General features: G+C 72.4%; 12 protein-coding genes. 8 read left to right on the top strand and 4 right to left on the bottom strand.

All coding sequences use genetic code 11. From position 1 onward, the window contains the following. Positions 1-7: 7 nt before the first annotated feature. Positions 8-982: an SMP-30/gluconolactonase/LRE family protein gene (locus ABT137_RS32960; RefSeq protein WP_351714765.1), complete on the top strand. Its 975-nt coding sequence runs from the start codon at positions 8-10 to the stop codon at positions 980-982. Between the two features lie 54 nt (positions 983-1036). Here the strand turns inward: ABT137_RS32960 and ABT137_RS32955 are convergent, their stop codons facing one another. Together ABT137_RS32955 and ABT137_RS32950 are read right to left on the bottom strand one after the other, a co-directional pair. Beyond that, the gene (locus tag ABT137_RS32955; RefSeq protein ID WP_351714764.1) at positions 1037-4411 is read right to left on the bottom strand and encodes a pyruvate carboxylase; all 3375 of its coding nucleotides are present in this window, start codon (positions 4409-4411) and stop codon (positions 1037-1039) included. 192 nt (positions 4412-4603) lie between these two features. Next, entirely contained in the window at positions 4604-5416 is an 813-nt protein-coding gene (locus ABT137_RS32950) for a hypothetical protein (RefSeq protein ID WP_351714763.1), read from the bottom strand. A gap of 220 nt (positions 5417-5636) precedes the next feature. On the opposite strand from ABT137_RS32950, the gene bla reads away from it, so the two are divergent. From bla to ABT137_RS32915, 7 genes are all read left to right on the top strand, one after another. Next, on the top strand, positions 5637-6554 hold the full coding sequence (gene bla / locus ABT137_RS32945; protein ID WP_351714762.1) for a class A beta-lactamase: 918 nt from the start codon (positions 5637-5639) through the stop codon (positions 6552-6554). 137 nt (positions 6555-6691) lie between these two features. Continuing rightward, a complete protein-coding gene (locus ABT137_RS32940; RefSeq protein ID WP_351714761.1) occupies positions 6692-8266 on the top strand; it encodes a sensor histidine kinase in 1575 nt (524 codons plus the stop codon). Next, on the top strand, positions 8263-8670 hold the full coding sequence (locus tag ABT137_RS32935; protein WP_123979438.1) for a roadblock/LC7 domain-containing protein: 408 nt from the start codon (positions 8263-8265) through the stop codon (positions 8668-8670). Before ABT137_RS32940 ends, ABT137_RS32935 begins: the two co-directional genes overlap by 4 nt. Next, positions 8667-9014, top strand: a complete 348-nt coding sequence (locus ABT137_RS32930; RefSeq protein WP_351714760.1) for a DUF742 domain-containing protein — start codon at positions 8667-8669, stop codon at positions 9012-9014. The genes ABT137_RS32935 and ABT137_RS32930 overlap by 4 nt, the downstream gene beginning before the upstream one ends. Next, the gene (locus ABT137_RS32925; RefSeq protein WP_391370460.1) at positions 8995-9621 is read left to right on the top strand and encodes a GTP-binding protein; all 627 of its coding nucleotides are present in this window, start codon (positions 8995-8997) and stop codon (positions 9619-9621) included. The genes ABT137_RS32930 and ABT137_RS32925 overlap by 20 nt, the downstream gene beginning before the upstream one ends. Beyond that, on the top strand, positions 9618-10826 hold the full coding sequence (locus tag ABT137_RS32920) for a cytochrome P450 (protein ID WP_351714759.1): 1209 nt from the start codon (positions 9618-9620) through the stop codon (positions 10824-10826). The genes ABT137_RS32925 and ABT137_RS32920 overlap by 4 nt, the downstream gene beginning before the upstream one ends. A gap of 72 nt (positions 10827-10898) precedes the next feature. Continuing rightward, a complete protein-coding gene (locus ABT137_RS32915; RefSeq protein ID WP_351714758.1) occupies positions 10899-12125 on the top strand; it encodes a cytochrome P450 family protein in 1227 nt (408 codons plus the stop codon). Here ABT137_RS32915 and ABT137_RS32910 read toward each other — a convergent pair. Continuing rightward, complete coding sequence (locus tag ABT137_RS32910) at positions 12122-13285, bottom strand: NAD-dependent formate dehydrogenase (RefSeq protein ID WP_351714757.1); 1164 nt, start codon at positions 13283-13285, stop codon at positions 12122-12124. The two genes, ABT137_RS32915 and ABT137_RS32910, sit on opposite strands and share 4 nt — an antisense overlap. Before the next feature lie 104 nt (positions 13286-13389). Beyond that, on the bottom strand, positions 13390-14325 hold the full coding sequence (locus ABT137_RS32905; protein WP_351714756.1) for a LysR family transcriptional regulator: 936 nt from the start codon (positions 14323-14325) through the stop codon (positions 13390-13392). Between the last annotated feature and the right edge of the window lie 138 nt (positions 14326-14463).

The raw sequence follows: 14463 nt of genomic DNA, 5'->3' as shown, positions 1-14463 counted from the left end.
AGGTCACATGCCCCGATTCCCCCGCCGGGCCGTCGTCGCCCCGGCCGTGGTCGCGATCGGCCTGCTCGCGGCGGTTCCGGCCGCGAGCGACGAGCCGGTCCTCTCCCGCCCGCACACCGTCGCCCATTTCGATCTGGCCCAGGGACAGACGCCCGAGAGCATCGTCGCCGAGCGGGGCGGCTCGGTCGACATGTCCTTCGCGTTCGCCCGGCAGGTCGTCAAGGTCACCCGGGAGCGCCGGGTCCGGGTCCTCGCCACGCTGCCCGACGAGAAACACCCTCGGACGCCCCTAGTGAACACCGCGGTCACGCACGGCCTGGCCCGCGCGTACGACGGCACGCTGTACGTCAACTACGCGACCGGCACCGACAGGACCGGCGTCTGGCGCATCCCGGCGGGCGGCGGCACGCCCGAGCAGATCGCCCAGCTGCCGGCCGGCGGCCTGCCCAACGGTCTGGCCCTCGACGAGAAGCACGGCGTGCTCTACGCCGCCGACTCGGCGCTGGGAACGGTGTGGCGCATCCCGCAGTCGGGAGGCACGCCGACCGCCTGGGCCACCGGCACCGAACTCTCCGGACTCCGGTCGGCCACCGGCTTCGGCGCCAACGGGATCAAGGTGCACAAGGACGCGGTGTGGGTCACCAACACCGACCGGGGCACCCTGCTGCGCATCCCGGTCGGCGCGGACGGCTCGGCCGGGCCGACCGGGACGAGGGCGACCGGCCTCACCGGGGTCGACGACTTCGTCTTCCCCGGCCACTCGGACCTCGTGCTCGCCGCGCTGAGCCCGTCCAACGAGGTCGCGCTGGTCGCCCCGGACGGCAGCCACGGCACTGTCCTGACGGTGCAGGAGGGGCTGTCCAACCCGACCTCGCTCGCGGTGCGCGGACGTGACCTGTTCGTGGCGAGCGCCGCCTACTTCACGCAGCGCGACCCGAACCTGCTGAAGGCCCTGCTGGGCGCGCACTTCTCCCGCTCGTAGCCGGGGAGGGCCGGGCGGACCCGGCCCTCCCCCGCCGCAAGGGACCGTCCGGCGTCAGGCGATCTCGACCAGCAGATCGCCGCCCTCCACCTGCTGGATGCGGTTGATGGCGAGCCGGGAGATCCGGCCGGCCTTCGGGGCGGTGATGGTGGCCTCCATCTTCATGGCCTCGATCGTGGCCACCGTGGCGCCCGCCTCGACCTCCGCGCCCTCCTCCACCGCGAGGGTGACCACGCCCGCGAACGGGGCCGGGACATGGCCGGGGTTGGCGCGGTCGGCCTTCTCGGTGACCGGGATGTCGGAGGCCGCCGCCCGGTCGCGGATCTGGATCGGCCGCAGCTGCCCGTTGAGGCTCGACATCACGGTGCGCATGCCGCGCTCGTCGGCCTCGCCGACGGCCTGGAGCTCGATGAGCAGCCGGACGCCGGGCTCCAGGTCGACCGAGTACTCCTTGCCCGGGCGCAGGCCGTAGAAGAAGTCCTTGCTGTCGAGGACGCTGGTGTCGCCGTACGTCTGGCGGTGGGTCTCGAACTCGCGGGTCGGGGCCGGGAACAGCAGCCGGTTGAGGGTCGTACGGGGCTCCTTGGCCAGGCCCTCGCGGTCCTCGGCGGTCAGCTCGGGCGCCGGCTTGGCGGCGGCGCGGCCCTGGAGGGCCTTGGTGCGGAACGGCTCGGGCCAGCCGCCGGGCGGGGTGCCCAGCTCGCCGCGCAGGAAGCCGATGACCGAGTCGGGGATGTCGAACCTGTCGGGGGTCGCCTCGAAGTCCTCCGGCCGCACCCCGGCGCCGACCAGGTGCAGGGCGAGGTCGCCGACCACCTTGGAGGACGGGGTGACCTTGACCAGCCGGCCGAGGATGCGGTCGGCGGCCTCGTACATGGCCTCGATCTCCTCGAAGCGGTCGCCGAGGCCCAGCGCGACGGCCTGGGTGCGCAGGTTGGAGAGCTGGCCGCCGGGGATCTCGTGGTGGTAGACGCGGCCGGTCGGCGAGGCGAGGCCCGCCTCGAAGGGGGCGTAGACCCGGCGGACGCTCTCCCAGTACGGCTCCAGGTCCTCGATCGCCCGCAGGTCGAGCCCGGTCGGACGCTCCGAGTAGTCGGTCGCGGCCACGATCGCCGACAGGGACGGCTGCGAGGTCGTACCGGCCATGGAGGCCACGGCTCCGTCCACCGCGTCCGCGCCCGCCTGGATCGCGGCGAGATAGGTGGCCAGCTGGCCGCCTGCCGTGTCGTGGGTGTGCAGGTGGACCGGCAGGTCGAACTCGCTGCGCAGCGCCGAGACCAGCTTGGCGGCGGCCGGGGCGCGCAGCAGGCCGGCCATGTCCTTGACGGCGAGGATGTGCGCGCCGGCCTCGACGATCTGCTCGGCGAGACGCAGGTAGTAGTCGAGGGTGTAGAGCCGCTCGTCGGGGTTGGACAGGTCGGCGGTGTAGCAGAGGGCGACCTCGGCGACCGCGGTGCCCGTCTCGCGTACGGCCTGGATGGCGGGGCGCATCTGGCCGACGTCGTTGAGGGCGTCGAAGATACGGAAGATGTCGATGCCGGTGGCGGCGGCCTCCTGGACGAAGGCGTCGGTCACCTCGGTCGGGTACGGGGTGTAGCCGACGGTGTTGCGGCCGCGCAGCAGCATCTGGAGGCAGATGTTGGGGACGGCCTCGCGCAGGGCCGCCAGGCGCTCCCAGGGGTCCTCGGCGAGGAAGCGCAGCGCGACGTCGTAGGTGGCGCCGCCCCAGCACTCCAGGGAGAGCAGTTCGGGCAGGGTGCGGGCGACGACCGGGGCGACGGCGAGCAGGTCCTTGGTGCGCACGCGGGTGGCGAGCAGGGACTGGTGGGCGTCGCGGAAGGTGGTGTCGGTGATGCCGATGGTGGGCGATTCGCGCAGCCAGCGGGCGAAGCCCTCCGGGCCGGCCTCGACCAGCCGCTGCCGGGAGCCGGCCGGCGGCTCCCCTGCGGGCAGCGGGGGCAGCTTGGTGGTCGACTCGATCAGGTGGGGGCGCTCGCCGTGCGGCTTGTTGACGGTGACGTCGGCCAGGTAGGTGAGCAGCTTGGTGCCGCGGTCGGCGGAGGAGCGGGCGGTGAGCAGGTGCGGGCGCTGCTCGATGAACGACGTGGTGATCCGGCCAGCCTGGAAGTCCGGGTCGTCCAGGACCGCCTGGAGGAAGGGGATGTTGGTGGCGACACCGCGGATGCGGAACTCGGCGACGGCACGCCGGGCGCGGCCGATGGCGGCCTTGAAGTCCCGGCCCCGGCAGGTGAGCTTCACCAGCATCGAGTCGAAGTGCGCGCTGATCTCCGTGCCGGCGTGGGTGGTTCCGCCGTCGAGCCGGATGCCGGAGCCGCCCGGGGAGCGGTAGGCGCTGATGCGGCCGGTGTCGGGGCGGAAGCCGTTGGCGGGGTCCTCGGTGGTGATGCGGCACTGGAGGGCGGCGCCGTGCAGCTTCACCGTCTCCTGGGAGAGGCCGAGGTCGGCGAGGGTCTCGCCGGAGGCGATGCGCATCTGGGCCTGGACCAGGTCGACGTCGGTGACCTCCTCGGTCACCGTGTGCTCGACCTGGATGCGCGGGTTCATCTCGATGAAGACGTGGTTGCCGCTGCGGTCGAGGAGGAACTCGACGGTGCCGGCGTTGCGGTAGCCGATCTCGCGGGCGAAGCGGACGGCGTCGGCGCAGATGCGGTCGCGCAGTTCGGGGTCGAGGTTGGGCGCGGGGGCCAGCTCGATGACCTTCTGGTGGCGGCGCTGCAGCGAGCAGTCCCGCTCGAAGAGGTGGATGACGTTGCCTTCGCCGTCGGCGAGGATCTGCACCTCGATGTGGCGGGGGTCGACGACGGCCTTCTCCAGGAAGACGGTCGGGTCGCCGAACGCGGAGGCCGCCTCCCGGGAGGCCTGTTCGATGGACTCGCGCAGCGCGGCCGGGTCCTCGACCCGGCGCATGCCGCGGCCACCGCCGCCGGCCACGGCCTTCACGAACACCGGGAAGCCGATCTCGTCGGCGGCGCGGACCAGTTCGTCGATGTCGTTGGAGGGCTGGGAGGAGCCGAGCACCGGTACGCCGGCGGCGCGGGCGGCGGCGACCGCGCGGGCCTTGTTGCCGGTCAGCTCCAGCGTCTGGGCGCTGGGCCCGACGAAGGTGATGCCCGCTTCCTCGCAGGCGCGGGCGAGTTCGGGGTTCTCGGAGAGGAACCCGTAGCCGGGGTAGACGGCGTCGGCCCCGGCCCGCCGGGCCGCGCCCACGATCTCCTCGACGGAGAGGTAGGCGCGCACCGGATGTCCCGGTTCCCCGATCTCGTAGGCCTCGTCGGCCTTCAGGCGGTGCAGCGAGTTGCGGTCCTCGTACGGGAAGACGGCGACCGTGCGCGCACCCAATTCATAGCCCGCGCGGAATGCGCGGATGGCGATCTCTCCACGGTTGGCGACCAGCACCTTGCGGAACATCCCTGGATCCCTTCAGCCTGCCGGCGACGAACACCATGGTGTCAGCCGCGCCCTGCCGTAGCCCGCGCAACATTAGGGGTTGGCCGGACCGGCTGAAGTGCGAAAACCATCACATTGACGTGGTTGAGCACTTCGGCGGGTCAGCCGCGTGACATATGGGTTTTCGGGGCAGCCGGGAGGGTTGGGGAGTCTTCAGGGCAGGCGGAAGGACGGTACGGGGTGGCGCGGCGGGCCCGGTCGGGGTATCGGCGGGTCCGACCGGGGCGGCGACGACGGTGTGGTGTCGAGGCGTTCCGCCAAGCGGGCGGGGAACGGCAACCTGTGTCCGTGCAGCAGGCCGAGGACGATCGCGGCGGCCACGGCGATCAGGTGCTCGCGGCCGGCGAGGTTCGGCACTGCGATGGACTCCCACACCATCGAGCCGCCGGTGAGGGTGAAGACGACGGGGGCGCGCCGGACCACCGCCAAGTAGGTGAAGAGTCCCACCACGGCGGCGGACGGCCCCGTGTCGAGGATCCGGCCGACCTCCGGGGGCAGTCCGAAGCCCCACCAGCCGGGGCCCAGCGCGACCATCACCCGGGCGGTCATGGTGCCGGCCAGGGTGGTGACGTACGCGACGGCGAGGGTCCGGGCGCGGCCGAGGGTGAGTTCGGCGAGCGCGAAGGCGAGGAAGAGCTGGGTGATGCCCGCCCAGACCGGCAGGTCGAGCGCCGGGACGTAGAGCGAGACCGGGGTGCGCAGCAGGGAGAGCCACAGGGGCAGGTCGGCGGTGACGCCGCCGAGGTGCCACACCAGCCTCCGGCCGAAGGGATGCTGAGCGATGCCGTGGAAGAAGATGACGCCGAACGCGGCCACGAACGCCAGCACGAGCCCGGACAGCCCGCGCCGGACCAGCTGCCGTGCCGGCTCCACCACGATGGCGTGCCATTCGTCGCGCAATGTGCGCCGCACGAACCGGACCCCCCGCGCGGCCATCCGGCTCCAGTCGCCTTTCATGAAAGGCATCGCCCCCTCGACACCGTCCCCGTCGTCGGCCTGCGCCCTCCAAGAGGTTCTCCGCGCCCGGGCCGTTCCACGCGTCATCGTATAGACGTTTGGATCATTTGCGACGATGCGGGAGCTACGGCCGGTCGGATATCGGCGTCGGATTTATCACCCGTCCACGGCTGAACCCGCGGGGCCGCGTTCGCGTCCCCCTGAGCGTCGTCCCGGTAAAGGAGCAGTAATGCGTAAACCCTCGCGTCGCATGGTGCTGGCCTCGGCTCTGGGGGCGGCGGTGACCATCCCGCCGGCGCCGGGTGCGACCACGAGACTGCGCGCCCTGGAGCGCGAACACGGGGCCCGGCTGGGGGTGTTCGCCCGGGACACCGGCTCGGGGGCCCGGCTCGGGTACCGGTCCGGCGAACTCTTCCCGATGTGCTCGGTGTTCAAGACGGTCGCGGTCGCCGCCGTCCTGCGCGACCTCGACGAGGACGTGCTCGGCCAGGTCGTGCACTACGACGAGAGCGATGTCGAGCGGGCGGGCGGCGCCCCGGTCACCGGAAGGCCGGAGAATCTCGCCGCGGGAATGACGGTCGCGGAGTTGTGCGGAGCCGCGATCTCGTACAGCGACAACACCGCGGCCAACCTGTTGCTGGAGCAACTGGGCGGGCCGGTGGCGGTGACGAGGCTGTGCCGTTCGCTCGGGGACGGGGTGACGCGCCTGGACCGGTGGGAGCCGGAGCTGAACTCGGCGGAGCCCGGGCGGGTCACCGACACCACCACTCCCCTGGCCATCGCGTCGACCTACGCGAAGCTGACGGTCGGTCACGCCCTGGACGGCGCCGACCGGCGGCGGCTCACCGGCTGGCTGCTCGCCAACACCACCGGCGGGGAACGGATCCGCGCCGGGCTCCCCGGCGACTGGAGGGTCGGCGACAAAACCGGAACGGGCGACTATGGCACCGCCAACGATGTCGCGGTCGCCTGGCCCCCGGGCCGCGCGCCGCTCGTCGTCGCCGTCCTCACCACCCACGCCGATGCCGCCGCCGAGGCCGACTCTCCGCTGGTCAGGGAGGCCGCCGCGATCGTGGCCGACGCGTTCGGGCGGGGCGGCACACAAGATCGTTCACAGCCGGAACACAGCAAGTCCCCTTCCTCGTAGCGGGTTTTCTGCAATGGGACCGGAACCGTTCTGTTTCGATCTCGAACTCTCGTATAGTGACGCCCAGTTCAGCACCGAGCGTCACAACTCCTTCACCGGACACACATCCCTACCGCTCCGAGGACCAGACCGGACCGATGACCGCGCCCACGCATCCCGGCGAACGACCTTCCCTCCGTACGCTCGTTCCGACCTTCGCGCTGACCGCGGTGGTGTCGGCCCTCGCGGTCGTCGCCGCGGTGACCGCCGCGCCGGTCTCGGTGCGCATGCCCCTCGCCCTCGGCGGGAGCGCTGCCGCGCTGCTGCTGTGCGCGGCGGTGACCTGGGCCGTGCACGCGACGCGGGCCGCACGTGGCGCCCGGCGCCGGCTGGAGGCGGTGAGCCAGGACATCGGGCGGCTGCTCCAGCAGCAGGCCCGGACCACCGAGGAAGCGCGCCAGGAGCAGCAGCGGCTGATCGACGAACTGGCCCAGCAGCGCAGCGAGTTCGCCGACTCCTTCGAGCAGGAGCGGGCGCGGATCCACCAGGACAGCGGCCAGGAACTGGACTGGTACCAGCAGGAGAACGCCCGGCTCACCGCCGAACTGGAGCGCGCCCTGCGGGAACGGGCCGCCGCGGTCGCCGCCGCCGGCAACGCGGCCGGGCGGATGCAGGCCCTGGCCACCGCCACCCTCGCCGACCTGCGGGCCATGGAGGACCGGCACACCGACGAGGACGTGCTGGCCGACCTGCTGCACCTCGACCACCGCACTGCCCAGGCGGGCCGGCTCGCCGACTCCATCGCCGTACTCACCGGGGCGCGTTCCGGCCGCCGCTGGGCGCGTCCGATCAGCATGGAGTCGATCCTGCGCGGCGCGATGGGCCGCATCAGCGGCTACCGCCGGGTGCGGGTGCACTCGGTGAGCGAGACGGCCGTCGCCGGACACGCCGCCGAGGGTGTCATGCACGCGCTGGCCGAACTCCTCGACAACGCGGCCAACTTCTCGCCCCCCACGGCCGAGGTCCATGTGTACGTGGAGGAGGTGCCGGCCGGGGTCATCGTGTCCGTGGAGGACAGCGGGCTGGTGATGGGCGAGGTGCAACTGCGCCGCGCCGAGCGGGCGGTCGCCGGTGACAGCACCGAGCTGGGCGGTCTCACCGGCACCCGGCTCGGGCTCGCGGTGGTGGGCCGGCTGGCGCGCAAGCACGGCCTGAAGGTGTCGTTCCGGCCGTCCGCGCGCGGCGGCACCGGGGTGCTGATGCTGGTCCCGCAGGACCTGCTGACCCGCCCGGTCGCCGACGAACCCGCGTCGGCACAGGAGACGGAACCGGCCGCACCGGTGCCGGCCCCGCTCGACGCCCTACCGGTGCACGAGTCCGCCGCCGAGCCGGACGAGGACGAGGAAGGACCCACCGGGCTGCCCAGGCGGCGCCGCGGCCGGACCCTCGCCGAGGCCGAACGCCAGTCGGCGCCCCAGCCGGCGGACCCGCGCCCCGCGCCCCGCGCCGCGGACGCCCAGGTCCGCGCCGCCCGCTTCAACAGCTTCCGGCAGGCCGTCCGCCCGGCCACGCACGACTCCCGCTCCGCCGAGACCCCCGGCGCGGCCGGCGAGTCGGCAGCCCCGTACGCCCCCACCCCCGTGCACGACCCGGCCCCCGCGCCCCACCCGGAGTCCGGTCCAGAGCTCACGTCCCACCCGCATGCGTACCCGGAAGGCGACCCCACTTCATGACCGGCAGGACCACCGCCGACGACAAGCTCACCTGGCTCATCGAGGGCCTCCTGGAGCGCACCCCCGGCGCGCGGCACGCCCTGGTGCTCTCCCGTGACGGGCTGAAGCTCTGCCGTACCCCGGAGCTCTCCGTCGACCAGGCCGACCAGCTCGCGGCGATCGCCGCCGGCATCCAGTCGCTGTCGCACGGGGCGTCCGTCGAGTTCGGCGACGGCAGCGGCGGCGTGCGGTCGGCGATGACCGAGTTCTATGGGGGCGTGCTGTTCATCGTCGAGGCCGGCGAGGGCGCCCACCTGGCCGTGGTGACCAGCGAGGACGCGGACCCCGGACTGGTCGGGCACAACATGAGCGAACTGGTCGAGCAGCTCGGCGAGCACCTCACCGCGCAGCCCCGCACGTCATGAGCCGCCCGGGCAGGGACGACACGCCCGACCGCCTGTACACCATCACCGGCGGCCGCAGCGGCACCGGCCCCGACAGCCCCTTCGACCTGGTCACCCTGGTCGTCGCCGAGTCGGAGCCGGCGCCCGGCATGCAGTCGGAGCACGCGGCGATCCTGCGCCTGGCCGAGTTCCCGACCTCGGTGGTGGAGATCGCCGCGGAGCTGAAGCTGCCGGTGAGCATCACCAAGGTCCTGCTGGGCGACCTGCAGGCGGCCGGCCGGGTCAGCGCCCGCCACCCCTACCGGCCGGCCATCACCGACCCCGACATCCTGGAGCAGGTGCTCGTTGGACTCCGCAACCTCTGACGCGCGCACCCCGTTGGGTGCCTCCGCCGACCACGGTTTCAAGATCGTGGTCGTGGGCGGCTTCGGCGTCGGCAAGACCACCCTGGTCCGCTCGGTCAGCGAGATACGTCCCCTCAACACCGAGGAGACGATGACCCAGGCCGGCGAGGAGGTCGACGACATCCGCGAGGTGCGCGGCAAGTCCGCGACCACCGTCGCCTTCGACTTCGGCCGGATCACCCTGGACGCCCGCAACGTGCTGTACCTGTTCGGGGCGCCGGGCCAGGAGCGGTTCTGGTTCCTGTGGGACCGGCTGTTCTCCGGCACCCTCGGCGCGGTCGTGCTCGTCGACACCCGGCGGATCGGCGACTCCTGGTACGCCATCGACCGGCTGGAGAAGCACGGTACGCCGTTCATCGTGGCCTGCAACGACTTCGGCGGCCCCGTGCACACGCCCCAGGACGTCCGGCACGCCCTCGACCTGGACCCGCACGTCCCGCTGGTCAACTGTGACGCCCGCTCCCGGGAGTCCGGCAAGCAGGTGCTGATCACGCTCGTCCAGCACGTCAAGAACCGGTACGCGGGCCCGTCCGCACCGGCGGACCTGCCCCGACAGGAGTTCGTGTGACCCCCGAAGCCGTGCCGCTCGGCGGCCCCCGGTTCCAGACCGAACCGGCGCGCCTGTACCGCGAGATGCGGCGCGACCACGGCGCCGTCACCCCCGTCGTGCTGGACGGGGACGTGCCCGCCTGGCTGGTGGTCGGCTACCGCGAGCTGCACCAGGTGACCGGGGATCCGGTGCTGTTCAGCCGGGACTCGGACCTGTGGAACCAGTGGGACATGATCCCCGACGACTGGCCGCTGCTGCCGATGATCGGCCGCAAGCAGCCGTCGATCCTGTACACGGTCGGCGAGCGGCACCGCGAGCGGGCCGGGATGATCAGCGACGCGCTGGAGGCCGTCGACCCGTTCGAACTGCGCGGGCACGCCGAGCGGTTCGCGGACGAGCTGATCGACGGGCTGTGCACGAGCGGCGAGGCGGACCTGATCGGCCAGTACGCGATGCTGCTGCCGGTGCGGGTGCTGGCGCGGCTGTACGGCTTCCCCGACGAGGAGGGTCCCGGCCTGGTCACCGCGCTCAACGACATGATCGACGGGCGTGAGCGGGCGATCGCCGGACAGCAGCATCTGGGCTCGTCCATGGCGCAGTTGCTGGCCGACCGGAAGGCGGACCCGGCCGACGACGTGGTGTCGCGGATGCTCCAGGACAAGAGCGGCTTCACCGACGAAGAGATCATGCAGGACCTGATGGTCATGATGGCGGCCGGGCACCAGCCGACCGCCGACTGGATCGGCAACTCGCTGCGCCTGATGCTCACCGACGACCGGTTCGCCGCCTCGCTGTTCGGCGGCCGCAACAGTGTCGCCGAGGCGATGAACGAGGTGCTGTGGGAGGACACCCCCAGCCAGAACATCGCCGGCCGCTGGGCTTCCCGCGACACCCAGCTGGGCGGGCGCCGGATCCGCGCCGGCGACCTGCTGATCCTCGGCCTGCAGGGCGCCAACTCCGATCCGCAGGTGCGCACCGACGCCTCCGCGCTGACCGGCGGCAACAGCGCGCACTTCTCCTTCGGGCACGGCGAGCACCGCTGCCCGTTCCCGGCCCAGGAGGTCGCCGAGGTGGTCGCCCGGACCGGCATCGAGGTCGTCCTCGACCGGCTCCCGGACATCGACCTGGCGGTGCCCTCCGACACCCTCACCCGCCGGCCCTCGCCCTGGCTGCGGGGGCTGACCGAGCTGCCCGTCCGGTTCACACCCGTACCCGCCCTGTAGTCACCACCGACAGTCAGGCGCAGCACACCGATCGGCGCAGTACTCCGACCCTGCCCTGGGAGGCACGTCACGATGACGACCGGTACCGAACAAGCCCGGATCGCCCTCGACCCCTTCGTCACCGACCTCGAGGGCGAGAGCGCGCGGCTGCGCGCCGCCGGTCCCCTCGCGGCCGTGGAACTGCCCGGCGGGGTGCCCGTCTGGGCCGTCACCCACCACGCCGAGGCCAAGGCGCTGCTCACCGACCCGCGCCTGGTCAAGGACATCACCGTGTGGGGTGCCTGGCAGCGCGGCGAGATCGCCCCGGACTGGCCGCTGATCGGCCTCGCCAACCCCGGCCGTTCGATGCTGACCGTGGACGGCGCCGACCACCGCCGGATGCGCACGCTGGTCGCGCAGGCGCTCACCCCGCGCCGGGTGGAGCAGATGCGCGAGCGGATCCAGAAGCTCACCCAGGACCTGCTGGACGCCCTCCCCGCGGACGGCGGGACCGTCGACCTCAAGGCGGCCTTCGCCTACCCGCTGCCCATGTTCGTGGTCGCCGACCTGATGGGCATCGACGAGGCCGAACTGCCGCGCCTGAAGGTGCTGTTCGAGAAGTTCTTCTCGACCCAGACCCCGCCCGCGGAGGTCATCGCGACCCTCACCGAGCTGGCGGGGATCATGGCGGCGACGGTCGCCGCCAAGCGGGCCGAGCCCGGCGACGACCTCACCAGCGCGCTGATCCTGGCCTCCGAGGACGGCGACCACCTCACCGACGAGGAGATCGTCTCCACCCTCCAGCTGATGGTGGCGGCCGGGCACGAGACGACGATCTCCCTGATCGTCAACGCCGTGGTCAACCTCTCCACCCACCCCGGCCAGCGCACCAAGGTGCTCTCCGGCGAGGTGGACTGGTCGGCGGTGGTCGAGGAGACCCTGCGCTGGTCCACCCCGACCTCGCACGTCCTGATCCGGTTCGCCACCGAGGACGTGCCGGTCGGCGACAAGGTGCTCCCGGCGGGCGACGCGCTCATCGTGTCGTACGCCGCGATCGGCCGCGACGAGAACGCGCACGGGCCGAGCGCCGGGGAGTTCGACGTCACCCGGGAGTCGCAGAACCGGCACATCTCCTTCGGGCACGGCCCGCACGTCTGCCCGGGTGCGGCGCTCTCCCGGCTGGAAGCGGGCGTGGCGCTGCCCGCGCTGTACGACCGCTTCCCCGGCCTGGACCTCGCGGTACCGGCGTCCGAGCTGCGCAACAAGCCGGTGGTCACCCAGAACGACCTCTTCGAGCTGCCGGTCAGGCTGAACCCCTAGCGGGTGTGCACGGAGTACGACTTCGCTCCGGTGCCGGCCAGCTTGCCGCCGTCGACGATCAGGTACTCGTCGCGGATGGGCCGGCCGGCGAGCCAGTTCTCCAGGATCTCCCGGGTGCCGGCGGCGTAGCGGGCCTGGGCGGAGAGGCTGGAGCCCGAGATGTGCGGGGTCATCCCCTGGTGCGGCATGGTGCGCCAGGGGTGGTCGGCGGGCGCGGGCTGCGGGTACCAGACGTCGCCCGCGTACCCGGCCAGCTGCCCGCTGCGCAGCGCCCGGTCGACGGCGTCCCGGTCGACGATCAGGGCCCGGGCGGTGTTGATGAGGTAGGCGCCGCGCTTCATCGTGGCCAGCAGCTCGTCGCCGAACAGGCCCTCGGTCTCGGGGTGCAGCGGCGCGTTGACGGTCACGACGTCGCAGTGCGGGGCCATGGCGGCCGCGCTCTCGTGGAAGGTCAGGTTCAGCTCGCGCTCGACGGACTCGGGCAGCCGGGTCCGGTCCGTGTAGTGCAGTTTGACGTCGAAGGGCGCGAGTCGGCGCAGCACCGCAGTGCCGATCCGGCCCGCGGCGACGGTTCCGACGTGCATGCCCTCCAGGTCGTACGACCGGCTCACGCAGTCGGCGATGTTCCAGCCGCCGTCGAGCACCACCTGGTGCGAGGGCAGGTAGTTGCGGACCAGGCCGAGGATCATCATCACGACGTGTTCGGCGACGCTGATGCTGTTGCAGTACGTCACCTCGGCGACCGTCACCCCGTGCGCGATCGCGGCGTCGAGGTCGACGTGGTCGGAGCCGATGCCCGCGGTGATCGCCAGTTTGAGGTTGTGCGCGGCGGCGATCCGCTCCGGGGTGAGGTACGCGGGCCAGAACGGCTGCGAGATGACGACGTCCGCGTCGGCCAGTTCACGGTCGAAGACCGAGCCCGCGCCGTCCTTGTCCGAGGTGACGACGAGGGTGTGGCCGGCCTTCTCCAGGAAGGAGCGCAGGCCGAGTTCGCCGGAGACGCTGCCGAGGAGGTGGCCGGGGGCGAAGTCGATCGCCTCGGGGGTGGGGGTGGTCTGGCCGCCCGGATAGTGGTCGATGACGGGGATGTCGTCGCGGGCGTAGCCGGTGGGGTATCCGTCGGTCGGGTCGTCGTACAGGACGCAGAGCACCTTGGCCATGATGGCGGCTCCTCAACTCCGTTGCGGATGGTGCATTCCACGATCCTCGGGGGTAAGTGCGCAGGTCAAAGCGAACGTCGCTATCCCGTGATAGGCCGTGCCTATCATCGGTCGCGGGCGTCCAGGACGGCGTGCAGGCGGCTGTCGAGGGCGTCCCTGAGGCCCGCCTCCCGGGCGACCTTCACCAGGGCGCCGGCGAGCACGGACTGGGGTTCGCTGCGGGCGACGACGAGTCCGACCCGGGGCCCGTGGGCCGGGCCCTCCAGCGGGACCACGCGCATGCCCTCCGGTACGCCGAACATGTGCAGCCAGGCGTGCGAGATCACGCTGGACCAGCGGCCGCCGGGGAGGTGGGCGTAGAGGCCGGCCACGCTGTCGGACTCGACGGCCGGGACGGGGGCGGCACCGTCGGCGGCGAAGCACTCGTCGATGATCCGCCGGTTGCGCATCCGCCGCCCGAGCAGACACAGCGGGAGGGCGGCGGCCTGCGACCAGGTGGTCGTGGCCGCGTCGCCGAGGGGGCCGCCGACCGGGGTGAGCAGGACGTACCGCTCCTCGTAGAGCGGGAAGCGGCGGACCTGGCGCAGTTCGTCGTCGTCCAGGTAGGTCATGGCGGCGTCCAGCTCGAACTCGGCGAGGCCGCGCCGGATGTCGGCGGACGACAAGGACTCCATGGCCACCCGGGCGTGCGGATGCCGGTCGCAGAAGGGGCCGGTGAGGAGGGACGCGACGGGGACCGCGGTGGGGACGATGCCGAGGCGCAGGGTGCCGGTGAGGCCGTTCCGCAACGTGGACAGTTCCTGGCGGAGCGCGTCGCCCTCGGCGAGGATGCGGTGCGCCCAGGCCAGCACGACCTCGCCCTCGGGGGTGAGGCCCTCGTAGCGGCGGCCCCGGCGCACGATCGGGACCGCCAGTTCGTGTTCGAGCCGCCGTATCGCCGCGGACAGTGACGGCTGCGAGACATGGCAGGCGGCCGCCGCCCGGCCGAAGTGCCGCTCCCGGGCGAGCGCAACGAGGTATTCGAGCTGGCGCAGCAGCATGCGGCCTCCGCGGGCGGTCTCGGCGACGGGAACGGGTGCCCGGTCCAGGTGTACCGGATCGGCGGCGCCCGTTTGACTTCGAGTGCTCTTGAAGTCGTAGCGTCCGAAGGAGAACGAGTCAGCGGGAAAGGCTGGGAG

The organism is Streptomyces sp. NPDC001980 (genome assembly GCF_040296885.1).
GTDB lineage: Bacteria > Actinomycetota > Actinomycetes > Streptomycetales > Streptomycetaceae > Streptomyces.
The sequence above is the reverse complement of the archived record's forward strand: the minus strand, read 5'-3'. Positions and strand labels throughout refer to the sequence as shown.